The 17,990-nt window shown below is 64.7% G+C and carries 21 protein-coding genes; 5 read left to right on the forward strand and 16 right to left on the reverse strand.

Translation table 11 applies throughout. The features are described 5' to 3' along the window. Window positions 1–12: 12 nt before the first annotated feature. From ACVW1C_RS16485 to ACVW1C_RS16525, 9 genes are all read right to left on the reverse strand, one after another. Window positions 13–1,164, reverse strand: coding sequence for an ABC transporter substrate-binding protein (locus tag ACVW1C_RS16485; protein WP_456759325.1), 1,152 nt, complete (start codon window positions 1,162–1,164; stop codon window positions 13–15). 103 nt (window positions 1,165–1,267) lie between these two features. Then, entirely contained in the window at window positions 1,268–1,687 is a 420-nt protein-coding gene (locus ACVW1C_RS16490) for an acyl-CoA thioesterase (protein ID WP_456759326.1), read from the reverse strand. Window positions 1,688–1,881: 194 nt separating this feature from the next. Continuing rightward, on the reverse strand, window positions 1,882–2,643 hold the full coding sequence (locus ACVW1C_RS16495) for an SDR family NAD(P)-dependent oxidoreductase (RefSeq protein WP_456759327.1): 762 nt from the start codon (window positions 2,641–2,643) through the stop codon (window positions 1,882–1,884). 20 nt (window positions 2,644–2,663) lie between these two features. Continuing rightward, complete coding sequence (locus ACVW1C_RS16500) at window positions 2,664–4,547, reverse strand: feruloyl-CoA synthase (RefSeq protein WP_456759328.1); 1,884 nt, start codon at window positions 4,545–4,547, stop codon at window positions 2,664–2,666. Further along, window positions 4,544–5,338 carry a crotonase/enoyl-CoA hydratase family protein gene (locus ACVW1C_RS16505; RefSeq protein ID WP_456759329.1) on the reverse strand — a complete coding sequence of 265 codons (795 nt, stop codon included), beginning with the start codon at window positions 5,336–5,338 and terminating at the stop codon, window positions 4,544–4,546. Before ACVW1C_RS16505 ends, ACVW1C_RS16500 begins: the two co-directional genes overlap by 4 nt. Before the next feature lie 257 nt (window positions 5,339–5,595). Beyond that, window positions 5,596–6,057, reverse strand: coding sequence for a DUF3237 domain-containing protein (locus ACVW1C_RS16510; RefSeq protein ID WP_456759330.1), 462 nt, complete (start codon window positions 6,055–6,057; stop codon window positions 5,596–5,598). 4 nt (window positions 6,058–6,061) lie between these two features. Beyond that, window positions 6,062–7,366, reverse strand: coding sequence for a TRAP transporter large permease (locus ACVW1C_RS16515; RefSeq protein WP_456763099.1), 1,305 nt, complete (start codon window positions 7,364–7,366; stop codon window positions 6,062–6,064). 18 nt (window positions 7,367–7,384) lie between these two features. Continuing rightward, the gene (locus tag ACVW1C_RS16520; protein WP_456763100.1) at window positions 7,385–7,894 is read right to left on the reverse strand and encodes a TRAP transporter small permease; all 510 of its coding nucleotides are present in this window, start codon (window positions 7,892–7,894) and stop codon (window positions 7,385–7,387) included. Between the two features lie 231 nt (window positions 7,895–8,125). Continuing rightward, window positions 8,126–9,151, reverse strand: coding sequence for a TRAP transporter substrate-binding protein (locus ACVW1C_RS16525; protein ID WP_176528734.1), 1,026 nt, complete (start codon window positions 9,149–9,151; stop codon window positions 8,126–8,128). A gap of 268 nt (window positions 9,152–9,419) precedes the next feature. Between ACVW1C_RS16525 and pobA the strand changes: the two genes are divergently transcribed. Beyond that, on the forward strand, window positions 9,420–10,589 hold the full coding sequence (pobA, locus tag ACVW1C_RS16530; RefSeq protein WP_456759331.1) for a 4-hydroxybenzoate 3-monooxygenase: 1,170 nt from the start codon (window positions 9,420–9,422) through the stop codon (window positions 10,587–10,589). A gap of 238 nt (window positions 10,590–10,827) precedes the next feature. Continuing rightward, the gene (locus ACVW1C_RS16535) at window positions 10,828–11,310 is read left to right on the forward strand and encodes a PaaI family thioesterase (RefSeq protein WP_456759332.1); all 483 of its coding nucleotides are present in this window, start codon (window positions 10,828–10,830) and stop codon (window positions 11,308–11,310) included. Here the strand turns inward: ACVW1C_RS16535 and ACVW1C_RS16540 are convergent. Then, window positions 11,288–12,181 (reverse strand): LysR family transcriptional regulator, encoded by an 894-nt coding sequence (locus ACVW1C_RS16540; protein ID WP_092119512.1) that lies wholly within the window; start codon window positions 12,179–12,181, stop codon window positions 11,288–11,290. The genes ACVW1C_RS16535 and ACVW1C_RS16540 overlap by 23 nt on opposite strands. A 146-nt stretch (window positions 12,182–12,327) precedes the next feature. Between ACVW1C_RS16540 and ACVW1C_RS16545 the strand changes: the two genes are divergently transcribed. Next, entirely contained in the window at window positions 12,328–12,963 is a 636-nt protein-coding gene (locus tag ACVW1C_RS16545; RefSeq protein WP_456759333.1) for a pyridoxamine 5'-phosphate oxidase family protein, read from the forward strand. Here the strand turns inward: ACVW1C_RS16545 and ACVW1C_RS16550 are convergent. Together ACVW1C_RS16550 and ACVW1C_RS16555 are read right to left on the reverse strand one after the other, a co-directional pair. Then, window positions 12,960–13,691, reverse strand: a complete 732-nt coding sequence (locus ACVW1C_RS16550) for a glutathione S-transferase family protein (protein WP_456759334.1) — start codon at window positions 13,689–13,691, stop codon at window positions 12,960–12,962. The two genes, ACVW1C_RS16545 and ACVW1C_RS16550, sit on opposite strands and share 4 nt — an antisense overlap. Before the next feature lie 65 nt (window positions 13,692–13,756). Continuing rightward, on the reverse strand, window positions 13,757–13,990 hold the full coding sequence (locus ACVW1C_RS16555) for a hypothetical protein (RefSeq protein WP_456759335.1): 234 nt from the start codon (window positions 13,988–13,990) through the stop codon (window positions 13,757–13,759). 181 nt (window positions 13,991–14,171) lie between these two features. On the opposite strand from ACVW1C_RS16555, the gene ACVW1C_RS16560 reads away from it, so the two are divergent. Then, window positions 14,172–14,870: a helix-turn-helix transcriptional regulator gene (locus ACVW1C_RS16560; RefSeq protein WP_092119525.1), complete on the forward strand. Its 699-nt coding sequence runs from the start codon at window positions 14,172–14,174 to the stop codon at window positions 14,868–14,870. Then, a complete protein-coding gene (locus ACVW1C_RS16565) occupies window positions 14,870–15,205 on the forward strand; it encodes a YkgJ family cysteine cluster protein (protein ID WP_456759336.1) in 336 nt (111 codons plus the stop codon). Before ACVW1C_RS16560 ends, ACVW1C_RS16565 begins: the two co-directional genes overlap by 1 nt. A gap of 7 nt (window positions 15,206–15,212) precedes the next feature. On the opposite strand, the gene ACVW1C_RS16570 is transcribed toward ACVW1C_RS16565, so the two are convergent. From ACVW1C_RS16570 to ACVW1C_RS16585, 4 genes are all read right to left on the reverse strand, one after another. Beyond that, window positions 15,213–15,614, reverse strand: a complete 402-nt coding sequence (locus tag ACVW1C_RS16570) for a hypothetical protein (protein WP_456759337.1) — start codon at window positions 15,612–15,614, stop codon at window positions 15,213–15,215. 268 nt (window positions 15,615–15,882) lie between these two features. After that, window positions 15,883–16,236: a DUF3307 domain-containing protein gene (locus ACVW1C_RS16575; RefSeq protein ID WP_456759338.1), complete on the reverse strand. Its 354-nt coding sequence runs from the start codon at window positions 16,234–16,236 to the stop codon at window positions 15,883–15,885. 328 nt (window positions 16,237–16,564) lie between these two features. After that, window positions 16,565–16,993 carry a hypothetical protein gene (locus ACVW1C_RS16580; protein WP_456759339.1) on the reverse strand — a complete coding sequence of 143 codons (429 nt, stop codon included), beginning with the start codon at window positions 16,991–16,993 and terminating at the stop codon, window positions 16,565–16,567. 58 nt (window positions 16,994–17,051) lie between these two features. Then, window positions 17,052–17,810 carry a Crp/Fnr family transcriptional regulator gene (locus ACVW1C_RS16585; RefSeq protein ID WP_456759340.1) on the reverse strand — a complete coding sequence of 253 codons (759 nt, stop codon included), beginning with the start codon at window positions 17,808–17,810 and terminating at the stop codon, window positions 17,052–17,054. Window positions 17,811–17,990: the final 180 nt, after the last annotated feature.

Below are 17,990 nucleotides of genomic sequence, written 5' to 3' on the forward strand. Positions count from 1 at the left end.
ATCGCGACCGGTTCACATCGCCGGGACGTATTTGCCGTCCTTGACCGTGAGCAGGATGCGCGAGCGGTCGTCGAGGCCGTAGCGGTCCTTTTCGGTCCAGTTGTAGACGCCCTGGCTCGCGACGATCTCCTTCTCGGAGATGAAGGCCTGGCGGATCGCCTCGCGGAATTCCGGCGTGCCGGGCTTGGCGGTCTTCAGCGCCGTCGGGATGATGCGCTTCAGCACCTCGAAGGCGTCGAAGGAATGGCCGGCGAACTGGCTGCGGCTGTTGGCGCCGTACTTGGCTTCATAGGCCGCGTTCAGCGTCAGGCCCGGCTTCTTGGTCAGCGCGCTGTCGGGTTGGGTTTCCGGCGACATCACCGGGCCGGCCGACATGATGACGCCTTCCGCCGACGCACCCGCGATGCGGATGAAGTCCATGGTGGCGGCACCGTGGGTCTGGTAGATCAGGCCCTTGTAGCCGCGCTCGCGCAGCGCGGTCTGCGGCAGCGCCGCGGCGGTGCCGGAGGCGCCGACCAGGATGGCGTCGGGATTGGCGGCGACGAGCTTCAGCACCTGGCCCGCGACCGACGTATCCGGACGCGCGAAGCGCTCCTCATCGGTCATGGTCAGGCCCATCGGCACGGCCTGCGCCTTGAAGTCGTTGACCCAGAGATCGCCGTAGGAATCCGAATAGCCGATATAGCCGACGGTCTTGATGTTGTGCGCCTTCATGTGCTCGTAGAGCACCTTGCCCATGATCGGAATCGACTGCGGCAGGTCGACCGACCATTTTGCGCGGGCCTCATTGATCGGAAACGGCGCGAGGCCGAGATGCGGGATGCCGGCCTCGTTGGCGACCGTCGACACTGCGATCGTCGTCGGCGTGATGCAGGAGCCCATGATGATGTCGGCCTTGGACTCGGTGACGAAGCGCCGCGTATTGGTGGTCGCAGCCGTCGGATCGCCGGCGTCGTCGAGCACGATCAGCTTCAGCGGCACGCCGCCGATCTCCTTCGGCACGAAATCGAGCGCATTGCGCTCGGGGATGCCGAGCGCCGCGGCGGGGCCGGTGGTCGAGATCGAGATGCCGATGGTGATTTCGTTGGTCTGCGCCAGCGCGGGTGCGCCCGACAGCGCGATAGCGGCTGCCAGCACTGCTGCGGCGAGAGTGGCCTTCCTCATTCATTCCTCCCTGCGGATATGTTTTTTGGGTTTAAACCAGTTTTGCGGGCCAATTCAGCCCCTTCTTTAGGTCATGAGGGGCCGCAAGTCAGCCCTGAACAAGTCAGCCCTTCATGAAGCGGTCGATGACCTCCTGCGGAAATGGCGCCGATTTCAGCCTGGCGGGATCGTCCGGGTGGCGGCCGACCAGCACCCTTGTCTCGAACGCCTCGATCGCCAACGCCTCGCCCTTGAACACGCGGTGCACCACCTCGAAGCTGGAGCGCTTGATGCTCTCGATCCGGCTCTCGATGGTGATCCAGTCGCCATGGGTCGACGGGATGTGGAATTTCGCCCGCGTGTCGACCATGGGAATGCCGACCAGGCCGTATTTGTGGACGAGATCCTGCTTCGAGCAACCGGCCGCTTCGAACATGATCGAGGTCGAGTCGTCGAACATCGCGAAGTAGCGCGGGTAGTAGACGATGTTGGCGGGGTCGCAATCGCCCCACTGGATCTGCACGTCGCGCCGATGGACGAACATGGTTTAGCCAACCCCGATAGCGCGGCAACCGCGGTGAACTCCCTCTCCCATGGGGAGAGGGCTGGGGTGAGGGGGTACGGTCTTCGTTGTTGATCGTAACCCCTCACCCGGATCGCTGCGCGATCCGACCTCTTCCAATGGGAGAGGTCGAAGCAAGCTCGTCGGATGCTCCTGATTCATACTCATGACCATAGTCAGCGTGGCGCCATCCGAAGCGCGGCATCGAGCCGCACCACTTCGCCATTCAGATAGGGATTGTCGATCATGTGCAGCGCCAGCGAGGCGAACTCGTCGGCCTGCCCCAGCCGGCGGGGGAACGGAATCGCGGCGGCGAGCGAGTCCTGCGCCTCCTGCGGCAGCCCGGCCAGCAAGGGCGTCATGAACAGCCCGGGCGCGATGGTCAGCACGCGAATGCCGAATTGCGCAAGCTCGCGCGCGATCGGCAAGGTCATCGCGACGATGCCGCCCTTGGAGGCCGAATAGGCCGCCTGCCCGATCTGGCCGTCATAGGCCGCGACCGAAGCCGTCGAGATCACGACGCCGCGCTCGCCGGTTGCGAGCGGCTCGAGCTTCGACATCTCGGCGGTCGCAAGCCGCAGCATGTTGAAGGAGCCGATCAGATTGACCTTGATCACCTTGTCGAAGTCGGCGAGCGCCATCGGCCCCTCGCGGCCGATCACACGCTTGGCCACCCCGATGCCGGCACAGTTGACCAGCACGCGCGCCGGGCCGTGCGCCTTGGCGGCGGCAGCGACCGCGGCTTCGGCGGCCGCTGCATCGGCCACGTCGCAGACGACCGAAATGCCGCCGATCTCGGCGGCGACGCGCTCGGCGAGCGTGGCGTTGAGGTCGCAGACCGCCACTTTGGCGCCCTGCGCAGCCAGCCGGCGCGCGGTCGCCGCGCCCAATCCCGATGCGCCGCCGGTGACGATGCCGGCCTGGTCCTTCAACTGCATGGCATTCTCTCCTTGAATGGTCAGACGAGTTTGATCACCGATGCCGGCGGCACCGGCGCATAGAGCGCTTCGATGATGTCAGTGCGATGCTCCAGCACCGCGCGCTGGTTGATCGAACCCTTGTCGGTGACCTCGCCGCGATCGATCGACAGCGGCGTGTCGAGCAGGATCGCCCGCCCGATCCGGTTCGACGAACCGGTCGCGCCCGCAAGGACCCGCGCGAAACGTTCGCGAAAGGCAGCACGCACCAGCGGATCGTTGGCTGCGGCCGCGATGTCGCCAGGGGCAAGCTGTGGATTGATCAGGCGACAGCCATCGAGATCGAGGATCACGATCGCCCCGAGCTCGTCGCGGTTGAGCCCCGCGATCACGACGTCGCGCACCAGCGGCGCGCAGGTGCCGACGAAGCGCGCCCGCAACGGCCCGACGCTGACCCAGGTGCCGCTCGCCAGCTTGAAATCCTCGGCGATGCGGCCATCGAAATCGAACCCGGCATCGAGATCGCCGGCGTTGGCGGGCTTCAGCGCGTCGCCGAACTTGTAGAAGCCTTCCTCGTCGAACGCCTTGGCGGTCAGTTCGGGCTGCCGCCAATAGCCGGGCGTCACGTTCGGACCCTTGGCGCGCACCTCGAGCTTGCCGTTGTTCGGCACCAGCTTCGCATCATTTCCAGACACTGGAAGCCCGACATGGCCGGAGCGGCTGGTATCGGGCCGCACCGACATGAAGAACGGCGAGGTCTCGGTGGCGCCGAGCCCGGTCAGCATCGGGACGCGATAGCCCTTCTCCTGCACCGCGAGCGCATCGAGGCTGTTCCAGATGAACGGCGACAGCGCGGCGCCCGAGAAGAACATCGCATGCAGCCGGTGGAAGAATTTCGCCCGCAGGCCAGCATCGTCGCGCAGATAGGGCAGCAGCGATTCATAGCCCTTGGGCACGTTGAAATAGACCGTCGGCGAGATCTCGCGCAGGTTTCGCACGGTCTCCTCGATGCCGCCGGGTATCGGCTTGCCCTCATCGAGATACATCGAGCCTCCGTTATAGAGCGTCAGCCCGACATTGTGGTTGCCGCCGAACGTGTGATTCCACGGCAGCCAGTCGACGATCACAGGCGGCTCGTCCTTCAGGAACGCCAATGTCTCGCGCAGCATCACCTGGTTGGCGCAGATCATGCGCTGGGTGTTGATGACGGCCTTGGGATTGCCGGTCGAGCCCGACGTCAACAGGAATTTTGCGATGGTATCCGGACCGATCGCGGAATGGGTCGCGTCGAGGCGCGGTTCTTCCGGCGCCGCCATCAGATCGGCGAGCCGCGTCACCGCGCGGCCGGGCACGGTCCCGCGGCTTGCCGCGATCTCGACAGCGGGGCCGACATTGGCGCGCAGGGCGTCGGCAAATTTGTCGGCGTCGTCGACGAAGACGAGGCCGGGCGTCAGCAGCTTGATGACGAAGCTGAGCTTGCCGTAGTCGCGCGACACCAGCGAATAGGCCGGCGACACCGGACAGAACGGAATGCCGGCATAGAGCGCGCCGAGCGCGATCAGCGCGTGATCGATCGAATTGCCCGACAGGATCACGATCGGCCGCTCGGCCGACAGCCCGCGCGCGATCAGGGCCGAGGCGATGCGCCGCGTGACCTCGAGCAATTGCGCGTAAGTGATCTGCCGCCAGCCGCCGCCGGCCGCGCGCTCGGCCATGAAGACGCGGTTCGGCTCGGCGTTTGCCCAGTGATGCAGGCGGTCGGTGAGGCGAGCGGGAAAGTCTGCGAGCTTGAGCTTCGGGCGAAGATAGATCGTGCCGTCGTCGCGGCGCTCGACGGTGACGTCGGGATTGCCGAACGAGATCGGGCGCAGCGGATGCGCACTCGCAGTGGACGAAGACGCAGATATATCAGCCTTGGAGCTCATGTCGGCTTCACCTTGGCGGTCTTGCGATCCAGGAAGGCGCGGATGCGCTTCTTGGCTTCCTTGTCGCTCTGCGCCACCGTCGCCATCAGCGATTCCATCAAGAGGCCGGTCTGCGGATTGGCCTCGGCGATCATCGGCAGCGCCTGCAACACTGCGAAGTTGGTCAGCGGCGCGTTGGCGGCGACGCGCTCGGCAAGCTCCAGCGCTTTCGGCAACGCGCCGTCGGCCTCGGTGAGATATTGCGAGAAGCCGTAGGCTGCACCCTCGGTCGCCGAATAGACCCGGCCGGTCAGCATCATGTCGGCCATCCTGGGCACACCGATCAGGCGCGGCAGCCGCACCGACCCGCCGCCGCCTACGAAGATGCCGCGCTGGCCCTCGGGCAGCGCGAAATAGGCCGACGGCTCGGCGACCCGGATATGCGCGGCGCAGGCAAGCTCCAGCCCGCCGCCGATCACCGCGCCCTTCAACGCGGCGATGACGGGCACGCGGCAATACTGGATGCGGTCGAACACGCGGTGCCACATCTGGGAATGCACCAGCCCCTCGGTGGCGTCGCGCTCGGTCAGTTCGGAGAGATCAAGGCCGGACGAGAAATGATCGCCGACGCCATGGATGACGACGGCGCCAACGGCGTCGGGAATCGCGGAAAAGCAGTCCCGCAGCGCCAGGATGATGCCGTCATTAAGGGCATTGCGCTTGGCCGGCCGGTTGAGCCCGACGATCAGCACCGCCCCTCGCGTCTCGATCCTGAGCAGCGAGGCATCACCCGCGTCGGCAGCGTTTCCCATGGCGTTATTGTTTCCTATTCAGAATAGTTATGTTTTATAACTATCATCGCAGGAGTCAAGACGCGCGTGGCGGCGCAGGACTTCACCCTCCCCTGGAGGGGGAGGGTCGGCTCACATGAAGCGAAGCGGAATGTGAGACGGGGCGGGGTGACGGCCTCTCCACCCGGACAGTGCCCGTGTGGAGAGATCACCCCACCTCGCCGCGCTTTTTCATGCGCGTCGATCCTCCCCCTCCAGGGGAGGATGACAGCGGAGCCTCACAGCACCTGATGTACGTCGATCACGACGCGGTCGGCGTGGCGGGCGGCGGAGCCGATGAAGATGTGCTCCATCAGCCAGCGGTACTTTTCGGCGCCGGTCTCGAATTTCGGCACGGTGCGGAAATAGATCAGCTTCGGGTCGACCGGCTCGCCGCGCTTGAGCTTCTCGAGCAGATCGACCGGCCCGAAGCGGATGCCCTTGTTCTCGACATAGACGACGGCGCCGTCGTCGGTCTCGAAGGCATATTTTGCCTCCAGCTCGATCAGCTCGCTGGGCCGGATGATCTGGAAGTCGGCGCCGAAAGGCAGCACCTTGCCGTTGACGGTCTCGCCCCTCACCTCGCCGCCGACGATCGGAATGATGCGGCGGACGCCGGTGCCGATGTCGCCGGCGGAGGTCACCTCCGCGATCCGGGCGGTGATGGTGAAGACGTATCTGGTCTGAAGCTCGGGCACCATGGATTTACCCTATCATGCGCTGCGGCAGCCAGGTCGCGAGCAGCGGGAACAGGATCAGGATCACCAGCCGGATCAGGTCGGTGATCACAAACGGCAGCACGCCGACGAAGATCGTCGACATGTTGACGTCCTTGATCACGCTCTTGATCACGAACACGTTCATGCCGACCGGCGGATGGATCAGCCCGAGTTCCACCGTCATGACGATGATGATGCCGAACCAGATCGGGTCGAAACCGAGCGCGGTCACCACCGGGAACACAATCGGCACTGTGAGGATCACCATCGCCATCGCGTCCATCAGGCAGCCGAGCACCAGATACATCAGGAGGATCAGCGCCAGCACGCCGTAAGGGCCGATGCCGAGCCCGGTAAGGAATTCGGTGACGTTCTGCGGCGTCTGGGTGATGGTGAGGAAATAGCCGAAGCAGAGCGCGCCGATCAGCACCGTGAACACCGCCGCCGCGGTGCGCGTCGCCTGCAGCAGCGATTGCAGGATGCCGTCCCTGGTCAGCTTGCCCCTGAGGATGCCGATGATGAAGGCACCGACCGCACCGACCGCGCCCGCCTCGGTCGGGACGAAGAAGCCGCCATAGAGGCCGCCGATCACGAACAGGAACAGCAGCAGCGGCGACCAGACGTCGCGCATGGCCATGGCGCGCTCGTGCCACGACGCCTTCTTGCCTGCCGGCAGGAAGCCCGGCCGCGTCACGCCGATGATGCCGATCGTGATCATGTGCATCAGGATCGCGAGCAGGCCCGGCACCACGCCGGCGATGAACAGCTTGCCGATATCCTGCTGGGTGATGATGCCGTACACCGCGAGCACGGTGGACGGCGGCAGCATCGCCCCGAGTGTGCCGCCGACCGCGATCACGCCGGTCGAGAACGATTGCGGATAGCCGAAGCGACGCATCTCGGGATAGGCCACCGCCGAGAAGGTCGCGGCGGTCGCAACCGACGAGCCCGAGATCGCGGCAAAACCGCCGCAGGCGGCGATGGTCGCAATGCCGAGCCCGCCCTTCCAGTGGCCGACAAAGGTGTTGGCGGAGCGGAACAGCTCGCGGCTGATCCCCGAGACGGACACGAAGGCACCCATCAGCAGGAACATCGGGATCACGCCGAAGGAATAATCCGTCACCGTGCGCATCGTAGTCTGGCCGACCAGCTTCAGCGCCGGGGCAAAGCCGGTGAGATAGCCGAAGCCGGTGATGCCGACGAGGCCCATCGCCATGCCGACGGGCACACGCAGCAGCATCAGCGCGAACAAGCAGACGAAGCCGATGATAGCGACGGCCTCGGGACTCAAATCGAGACTCATGGCCGTCTACTCCGCAGTCTTGATCTTGGCATCATGGATATCTTCCGGATGGAAGATCAGGCGGTAGGTCCGGATCGCGATCAGCAAAACCGCGGAGACGTCGCCGAGCCACGACACCAGGAAGAACGGCCAGACCGGAACGCCGAGATCCATCGTGACGATGTGGCTGTTCCGGGTGTCGATCACCTTGTCGACCAGCGTGTAGGTCTGCACCGTCACCACGAACAGCAGCACCAGCGTCGCGAAGATGTCGATCCAGCGCTGATGGCGCGGCGAGGCATTGGCCCAGACCAGATCCACGGTGATGTGGGTGCCGCGATAGCTCGTCGCCGCGATGCCCCAGAAGATCAGGATGCCGAGCAGGAACTGACCGAAATTGTAGTAGTCGGGGATCGTCACCGAGAAGAACTTGCGCATGAACACCGCGGTGAAGGTGTTGAGCGCGACGACGCCGACGAAGAAGGCCGCCACCCATTCGATCGAATCGATGAAGCGGTCCATGAAATTCTTGCGCACCGGCTCGGGTGGACCGGTGATCGCGCCGTCCTGGGAAACTTCGGCAGATTGCGTCATGCGTTGCTTCGATGAGCTCCCTCGCCCCGCTCTTGCGGGGAGAGGGTTGGGGTGAGGGGCTGCTTCCACGAGTTGTGAAGGCGGTGAGACCTGTACCCCCTCACCCGGATCGCATCTGACGATGCGCGATCCGACCTCTCCCCGCAAGCGGGGAAAGGTGAAGGGGCAACGGGATCAGATCCCCGCCTCGTACTTCTTCAGCGTGGCCTGCAGATCGGCCTCGATCTTCTCTGCATCGCCGCCGGCCTTCTTCACCGCCTCGGCCCAGCTGTCGCGCAGCGGCTTGACCGCCTTCTTCCACTCGGCGAGCTGATCCGCCGTCAGCGGATAGACCTCGTGGCCTTGCAGCGCCTTCATCTTGGTGCGGCCATTGGCTTCGAAATCGGTCCAGGGATCGGTGACCTTGGAGGCCCATTCCGGCGTGCAATGATCGTCGATCACCTTCTTCTGGGCGTCCGACATCGCATTATATTTGGCGAGGTTGATGTTGTAGGTGAACACCGTCGTGTAGAGCGGCACGTCCATGTGGTACTTCACCACCTTGTCGATGCCGAACAGGAAGATCGATCCCCAGGGGAAGGTGATCTCGTCGGCGACGCCGCGCTCGATCGCATCGCGCGATTCCGGCGCGGAGGCCTGCACATTGGTGCCGCCGAACATCTTCACCATCTCGCCGATGGTGCTCTGCGCCGGTCGCACCTTCACGCCGGAGAGGTCGCTCGGCAGCAGGATCTTCTTCTTGCCGTGCAGCGCGCCCGGATCGTGGATGAAGGCGAAGCAGAGCTTGGTGTCCTTCATCTCGGTCGGCGCGTATTTGTGGTACCATTCGTTCAGCGCCAGCGTGCCCTTCTTGCCGTCCGAGAACACGAACGGGAGCTGGCCCGCGGCCGCGATCGGGAACCGGCCGGGCTGATAGCCGGGATTGACATAGGTGACGTCGGCGATGCCGTCGCGCGCCATGTCGTAATGGTCGAATGCCTTGCCGAGCTGCTCGGACGGAAACACGGTGACCTTGATAGTGCCGCCCGATGCCTTCTCGATGTCGGCGGCCCAGGCCTGCGTCGCCGGCACCAGCGGATGCGCCGGCGGCACCCACAGCGACACTTTGAGATTGACGGTCTTGTCCTGCGCCTGCGAAGGACCTGCGGCCGGCACAATGGCGGCGGCTGCCATCAGCAGCGCCAACAAACTCTTCCTCATCACCTCTCCTCCTCTCCAGGACGGGCTTCGTGCCCGGTCTCTTTACTTAACATGTTATCTAATTCACGCGGATATTCAAGACAAAATCCGCAGCGAGGACGCCTCGTCGCACCCGGCCTCTCCCGCATCTTGCGCTGCGGCGAACGCCGGTCCCGCGCAAATCCGCCTTGCCAAACCTGTTATATGATATAGTTGCCTTGGCAAGTTGATGGCGACCGCCCCGGCGCGGGCGCCTGCTGAAAGCCTATCCGATCGGGAGGAGCAGGTGTTGCGGACAAAAGTAGCAATCATTGGCGCAGGTCCGGCCGGACTGTTGCTTGGGCAACTACTTCATACTTTCGGCGTAGACAACGTCATTCTCGAGCGGCAGACGCCGGATTACGTGCTGGGGCGGATCCGCGCCGGCCTGCTTGAGGAAGGCACCGTGTCGCTGCTCGACAGCGTCGGCGCGGGCGCCCGGCTGCACCAGGAAGGCCTGGTTCATCACGGCGTCGAGCTGGCGTTCGGCGGGGCGCGGCACCGCATCGACATGCACGCGGCGACCGGCAAGACCGTGACCATCTACGGCCAGACCGAAGTCACGCTCGATCTGATGAACGCCCGCAAGGCGGCCGGCTTGACCTCGGTCTACTCCGCCGCCGACGTCACGCCGCATGATTTCGGCACCGATCATCCGCGCGTCACCTACGTCAAGGACGGGGTCACCCACGAGATCGCCTGCGATTTCATCGCCGGCTGCGACGGCTTCCACGGCGTCAGCCGCGCCAGCGTGCCGGCGTCGGCGATCACCAGCTACGAGCGGGCGTACCCGTTCGGCTGGCTCGGCATCCTCTCGGAGACGCCGCCGGTCTCGCCAGAGCTGATCTACAACAACCACGCGCGCGGCTTTGCGCTCTGCACGATGCGCTCGACGCATCGCAGCCGTTATTACGTGCAGTGCCCGCTCGACGATCATGTCGATCAATGGTCCGACGAGCGGTTCTGGGACGAGTTGAAGCGGCGCCTCGACCAGAAGGCCGCCGACGAGATCATCACCGGCCCGTCGATCGAAAAGAGCATCGCGCCCTTGCGCAGCTTCGTCGCCGAACCGATGCGGTTCGGCCGGATGTTCCTCGCCGGCGACGCCTCGCACATCGTGCCGCCGACCGGCGCCAAGGGGCTGAACCTTGCGGCCAGCGACGTGCATTATCTGTCGCAGGCGCTGCGCGAATATTACGACGAGAAATCCTCGGCCGGTCTCGACTTCTATTCGGCGAAAGCGCTGGCGCGGGTCTGGAAGGCGGTGCGGTTCTCCTGGTGGATGACCTCGATGCTGCACAAATTCCCCGACGAGGGCGAATTCGCCGCGCGCATCCAGATCGCCGAGCTCGACTACCTCGTCAGCTCGAAGGCGGCGTCGACCTCGCTGTCGGAGAATTATGTGGGGCTGCCGTTCTAGCTAGGTCGCCGTTTTCCGTTGAGCAATCTCGCCGTCATGCCCTCAGCTGTCATACCCCGCGCATGCGGGGTATCCAGTACGCCGTGGCCTCTCCGGACGATGACGGCGAGGGATGTGGCGACAGGCCGGAGCCGCTTTCAAACGTCCCTGCAAATCCCGTTTAAAACTTTGTAGGCGGTGAAACCGCGGTCGACATCGCGTTCAATGGCGGCAACGCAACGTCATACGCGAGCCAGAGATGACCACCGACACGCAAGTCGCCCCGGACATTCCCCAAGACAACTCCCAAGATGTCCCCGAGGGCTTCGAGCCGCTATTCCGCAAGAGCCCGCTCACCGAGCCCTGGGAGCCGCTGTACCAAAAGAAGACCGAGCGGTCCGTCATCATCGGCCTGCGGCTGGCGAGACCGCACACCAACGGCCGCGGCCTGATCCATGGCGGGCTGATCGCGGCACTCTCCGACAACGCGATGGGCTATAGCTGCGGCCAGGCGACCGGCTGGACCACCTCGTATGTCACGATCTCGCTCACGGTCGATTTCGTCGGCTCGGCCAATGTCGGACAGTGGCTCGCGATCGAGAGCGACGTGATCAAGACCGGCAGCACGATCTGCTTCGCACAGAGCCTGATCAAGGCCGACGGCGTGACGATCGCGCGCGCCAGCGGCACGTTCCGCGTGGTGCCGAAGAAGGCGCCAGCTAGCCGAAGTGCCAGTCGGTAATCTCGGTGACGAGATCGATGAAGGTCCGCACCTTGGCCGACAACAGCCGGGATGTCGGGTAGACGACATGGATCGGCACCGGTGGCTGCTCGAATTCGGCGAGCACGATCCTGAGCCGCCGCGCCTTCAGCGATTCGGCGGCCTGGTAGGCCATCACCCGCGTCAGTCCGCCGTCCTGCTCGGCGTACTGGATGGCAGCGTCCGAGCTGTTGCTGGTGAAGCGGGGCGTCGGCGTGATGCGGATCTCCTGGCCGTCCTCCATGAAGCGCCAATCCGGCGTCGCGGTCATCGCGCCGAACTGGATCGTGTCGTGGGCGGTGAGGTCCGCCGGCCGCTTCGGCTCGCCGCGAAGCTTGAGATAACCGGCCGAAGCCACCACGATGCGGCGCATCTGGCCGACATGCCGTGCCACCAGCGTCGAATCCGGCAGGTGCCCGAGCCTGACCGCGAGGTCGACGCCGTCCTCGACGAGATTGATCCGGCGATCCGACAGCCGCAGGTCAACGCCAACATCGGGATAGCGTTTGAGGTAGGCGGTCACGACCGGGCTGACATGGAGCCGCCCGAAGCCGAACGGCGCCGAGATCACCAAGCGGCCTTCGGGGCGGGTGCGCTCGCTCTCTACCGCGTCCTCGGCCTCCTCGACGTCGGCGAGGATCCGCCGCGCCCGCTCCAAATAGCGCGAGCCGGCGTCGGTCAGCGTCACCTGCCGCGTGGTCCGCTGCAGCAGCCGCGCACCGAGCCGCTCCTCCAGCGCCGCGATCAGCCGCGTGATGGCGGACGGAGACAAGCCGAGCTTGCGGGCGGCGGGGGCAAACCCCTCGAGGTCCGCCACCGCGACGAAGGCCTGCATGGCATCGATCCGGTCCATGACACTATTGCATAATCGGCAACAGTGAAGTGTCAACTGCCAAGATTGCCTACGATCCGGAAACATCCATCTATGGGTCAGCACTAGCGTTTTGGCGCCCAGTCATTTTGGCGCCCAGTCTTGGCACCCGTCTTGGGGAGGCTCCGATGTCAGATGCTCACAGCCACGCGAGCGATATCGCATTCAGTCCGGCGGTGAAGGCGATCCAGACCCGCAAGGGCTCGCGCGAGACCTACGCCGAGGTCGAAGCGCATGGCGGCTGGCGCACCGAGATCGACGAGAACCTCGCCGGCTTTCTCGGCGAGGTGAACAGCTTCTATCTCGCGACCGCCTCGGCCGACGGGCAGCCTTACATCCAGCATCGCGGCGGCCCGAAGGGCTTTATCAAGGTGCTCGACAAGCACACGATCGCGTTCGCCGACTACAGCGGCAACCGGCAGTTCATCACGCAGGGCAACCTCTCGGAGAATGCGAAGGCGTACATCTTCGTGATGGACTATGCGCATCGCCGCCGCGTCAAGCTGTGGGGCGAGGCGCGGGTCGTGGAGGACGACCCGGCGCTGACGCGGTCGCTGATGCCGCAAGGCTATCGGGCGCGGCCGGAGCAGGTGATCCTGTTCAAGGTCGCGGCGTGGGACACCAACTGCCCGCAGCACATCCCGCAGAAGTTCGACGCGGCCGATGTGGCAGCAGCGCTGGCCTCACGCGATCAGCGCATCGCCGAGCTCCAGGCGGAGCTCGCGGCGTTGAAGGGCGAGCCCGCACCTGTCGCGCCAGCTTAGGCCGCCTGCTGCTGCAGCGGCGCCCAAGCGAATTCCGGGTAATATTGCTGCATCATCCGGCCGACATAGGCGGTGAGATTGTCGAATTTCTCGGTGCGCTCGCGCAGCGGCGAATCGAAGAACGGCGTCAGGATTCCCGCCAGCGCGCCGAATGCGGTGGCATCGGTCCCGCACGGCGCATTGCCCATCAGATAGGGCTTGTCGCCGAGCTGCACCGACAGCGCGAACAGCGAGCGCATCGCGAGATCGACGTCCTCATCCGGTCCGTGACGGCCGAGTCCGCTCAGGAGATAGTTCTCGGCAACCCGGAACTGGGCATCCTCGCGCAGCTTGTCGCGCATGTGATCGGGCGCGCCGTCGAAGAAATGCGCGGGCCCCTTGGCGAAATTGGTGTCGTCGACCCAGCGCGCGCCGACCAGCGCCCAGTAGACGTGATGCTCGATCATGCGCTCGAAGGCCCAAGCCTGCGCGCGCGCCTGCAGGCTCAGCGGCGCGTCGAAATCGAAACCATATTTGCCCTCGATATGGGCGCGGATGAAGGTCGAATCGGCGATCGTCTCGCCGTCATCGGCGATGAACGGCAGCTGGCCCTTGGGAGAGGCCGGCGGCATCGCCTTCTCCTTGCGATACTCGAGCCCGGCCATCTTGAGCTGGACCTCGGTCTTGGTCACAAAGGGGCTGATTTCCGGCAAGCCGAAGCCCGTGCCAAAGCCAAAAAGCGTAATCATATGAAACTCCCGATCGCCTGTGGTCAGTGAAATGAAGCTAGCCGCCCCCTGCTGCCAGCATGGTGTCAGCAGTAGTGGCATTCACTGTCGAGCGGGCCTGCGGGCGCGAGGCGGCGAACCGCCTCGCGAACCCGCTTGACCAGCCAGGCCCTCCCGTAGGACCAGGCTGCGCCGATCGACTGAGCGACCAGCGCGACCAGGGCCCAGCGCAGGTCGCCGGAGGTGGAGTAGACCGTGACCAGTTGTTCCAGCGCGAAGCTCTGCGCCTGCCGGAAACCGAGTTCGTCAAGATTCGTCATGGACAAATTCCCTTCACTTGAGCTGTTGTCCTGATATAGCCCCCACCTGCTGCCAACATGCTGTCAGCAGCAGCGACAGGGGGCGCGAAAAGCCGACGCGCCAAGACACTGCGAGACCCGTCAAGACCGCTGCCAAAACACTGCTAAGACATCCGCCAAGAGAGCGACCAAGAGAATTGCCATGAGACGCGCCGACCGGCTGTTTCAGATCATCCAGGTGCTCCGCCGCACCCGTAAGCCTTTGACCGCGGATGCGATCGCAGCCGAACTCGAGACATCGAAGCGGACGATCTATCGCGACATCGCCAGCCTGATCGAGCAGCGCGTGCCGATCCGCGGCGAGGCCGGCATGGGCTACATCCTGGAGAAGGGCTTTGACCTGCCGCCCTTGATGCTGACACCCGACGAGATCGAGGCCTGCGTGCTCGGCGCGCAATGGGTGGTCGGTCACGCCGATCCGGCGCTGGCGCGCGCCGCCGAGGACCTGATGGCCAAGATCGCCGAGACCGTGCCCGACCGGCTGCGGCCGTTCGTGCTGGAGCCGGCGAGCCGCGCCCGCTCCGCCTGGAACCGGGAGCCCGACCGCATCGACATGGTCAGGACCCGCAGCCAGATCCACGAAGGCAAGAAGATCACGCTCAACTATCGCGACGAGCATGGCCGCGATAGCGAGCGCACGATCTGGCCGATCGCGGTCGGCTATCACGAGGCGGTGCGGCTGCTCGCCGCCTGGTGCGAGCTGCGCAAGGATTTCCGCAGCTTCCGCACCGACCGCGTGGTCACCGCGATCTATCACGACGAGAAATATCCGGAGCGGCGCGACCTGCTCAGGGCGCGCTGGCGGCGCAGCCTGGTGTGGGAAGCACCGAGGGACACCTGATGACCGGCAACGCGATCGACGCGACGGACGCGAGCCCCTGCCAGTCCTGCGGCGCCTGCTGCAGCTATTCGGTGAACTGGCCGCGCTTCACCGTGGAGGACGACGCGCAGCTCGATCTGATCCCGGCGCAATTCGTCAACGCGCGGCAATCAGGGATGCGCTGCGAGGGTGACCGCTGCTCGGCGCTGTCAGGCCGGGTCGGCGAAGCAACGCGCTGCGAGGTCTATGCGGTGCGGCCGGAGGTGTGCCGAACCTGTCTGCCGGGCGACGCAGAATGCGCGATGGCGCGGCGCCGGCACGGGCTGCCGCTCATCCCGAGCGCGCAGCCGATCTGACTGGACGTTACGCCGTGACCCTGTCGCTGACGTCCTCGTCGTCGAGTTCGTCGTCGACGACGGGTGCAAAGGTCGACAGCGGCTTGGTCGACAGCGTGATCGGCTTGCGGCCGCCATGCGAAGCGGCGGTGACACGGACCGGCTCACGCGACAGCGCATAGAGCGTCGACCCGACACGGCCGCCGGAATTGACCAGCTCCCACTCGCTGCAGCTCGACGCGATCGCCACGGCGAGCGCGTGCAGGTGGCTGCGCCGATAGCAGAACAGCGCCAGCCTCGCCCTGACGTCGGGCGCGACATTGGCGACCAGCAGCGATAGCCCGTTCGGATTGGCGCGGTACATCTGGCCGAGCAGGTCGTCCGCAACTGGGCAGGCATCGTTCTCGAACGCGTCGCGGCTTGAAAACATTTGCAAATCCCCCTCGATCGGGAAGATGCCGCGCAATCCTCTAACGAAAGGTTAACCACGGCCTCCGGTCGCCTCCGGGGCCCCTTGCCCGTTGCACGCGAATCACATCCGCCCGCTGCTCGAGCCCTTTCAAGCGAAGCGGATGCCGGTTCGCAGGAGTAAAAGCGTCAAGACAAGAACCAGAGCCCCGTTCCGATTCGATCGGAGCGAAAGCGGCTCTAGCGTCCGGTCATGGTCCGAAATGTGGGAAGAGGCGTCCGCGCGCCGCTCAGTTCGCGGCCATGTAGATCGACAGCGCGAATCCGGTGAGGTGGTGCAGCGCCTGGTCGACCCCGATCAGGGTCCAGAACCAGGGATGGCCGGACTCCAGCGTCACGCCGAGATGCGAGGCGCAGATGCCCTTGCAGCGATCGACGATGATGTGGATCACGAAGTCGACGAAGGCGACGTACCAGAAGCGCGGCGCCACCACCAGGATCAGCGCCAGCGCGACCGCGAGATGGACCAGGCAATGCGCGAGCAGCGGCATGGCCCAGCCCGTCTTCTGGTCCTTGCCGATCGCCATCCAGGCGTTCTGCAGCATGAAGTCAGCGATGATGTGCTTTGCGGTGAGAAGCAACATCCATCCCACCAGGGCACCAACCGACACGGACGATGACATGGAAGGAAACAACAAGCCGACGCCCTTTTACTTCGATGAATGTAATTGCAAGAAATCCGGGTCAGGCCGTCAGCACGATTCCGCGAAGCGGAGCTTGTGTCATTTATGACATCTCCGGCGGCGGAATGCACCTGCGGTCCCCCGAAAATCACATCTGGGTTCGGACGTCGATAGTGGCGATGGTCATGTGGCATCGCGGCGCAGGCGAACCGGGATTAAGGTTACGGCGGGTGGCCGGTTTGCATTCCCGCCGGGGAGGTATATCGCTGGCGACACAGGAAATTTTCTTTCATTTATAGTCATTTACGGATTCACCGGGCAGCGCCGCGCCGTTGCGGCAATGGGCCGTCCCGGACGGGTGATCAGCCATGAGTGCCGAAGCCCCTGCGCCTTCGCCAGGGCTGCCGCGACCACGCCCTCCGGTCGCCAAGAGCAACCGCGCGCAGATCATCATCTTCACCATGCCGACGCTGTTCTTGAGCGCGGTCACCGTGCTCGGCGGCCGGGTCTGGCTGCGCAATTCGGAAACGCTGGTGTTCGCGGTCGGCGATGCCAACGGCCCGGAGCCAAGTTCCCACCCGCCTCGCCACCGTGCTGAAGAACAATTCGTCGGGGCTGCGCTGAAGATCGCGCCGAATCGCGACAACGCCAAGGCGCTGGCGCGCAAATACCCGGCGATCTCGGAGGAGGCGGTCGAAAGCAAGGACGACACCGGCATGCTGCGACCTGTGAATCATGCATCCGCCTTCTCGCGACATGCCGCGCGGCGCGGCGTATCACCCCGCCGCGGCGTCGGTCATCCCGACCGCATCGAGCTTCCGCCCCTCATGGTCCATATGCAGATAGTTCGGGTTGAACAGCCCTGCCCGCATCAGCCGATCGAGATTGGGGAGAGCCAGGGTCTTTGCCTTGAGCACGATCAGGCCGTCGGCGCGCAGCTCCTGCAAAGTTCTGTTGACGTGGACCTTGGAGAGCCCGGTGGCGTCGGCGAGGTCGCCCTGGGTCAGTGGGAAGTCGCAGCTGTTGCCCTGGGTCAGACCGGCCAGCCGCAAACGAAGCCAGATCTCGCAGAGCAGATGGGCCATCCGCTCGAGCGCCGTGCGCTGGCCGAGGCTCATGGTCCATTCGCGCTGGATCGCGGCATTGACCAGGGTTTCCCACCAGAACGCGGTGACGATGCGCGGATGTTCGGCCGCGACCTTGTCGAAGAATTCGCGGGAGAGGTCGGCGATCGACACCGCGGTGACAGTGCCAATCGAATGATCCATCTCGCGCAGGATGAAGACGTTCACGTCGCAGATATCACCGGGCAGGACGAACGACACCACCTGGCGCCGGCCATCCTCGAGCTGCTTGTAGCGGTAGGCCCAGCCGGACAGGATCAGGTGGACGTCTTTCGGCTTCTCGCCTTCACGAACGATATCGACGCGCGGCCCGAAGTGGCGGACGCGCTCGCTCGACGCGCGATTGAGGATGGCGTGGTCAGCCGGCGAAAGCCGTACGAACTGCTCCAATTTCCGAACTAACGACGCCAACGACATTGGTCTCCCCGGATATCTAATCGAGTAATCGCCGGGCCGATTTCAATAACGCATGTTACATAGGGCAACTATTCCGTCTGTTCACTAGTGGACAAACGCCGGAAGCCGTAACGGCTACGTCCTCAAGCGCCGTACAGTTCAGCCCGAAGGCCCTCGCCCCTTCAAGCGTGGGAC

It is taken from the genome of Bradyrhizobium sp. USDA 4011 (assembly GCF_054063415.1).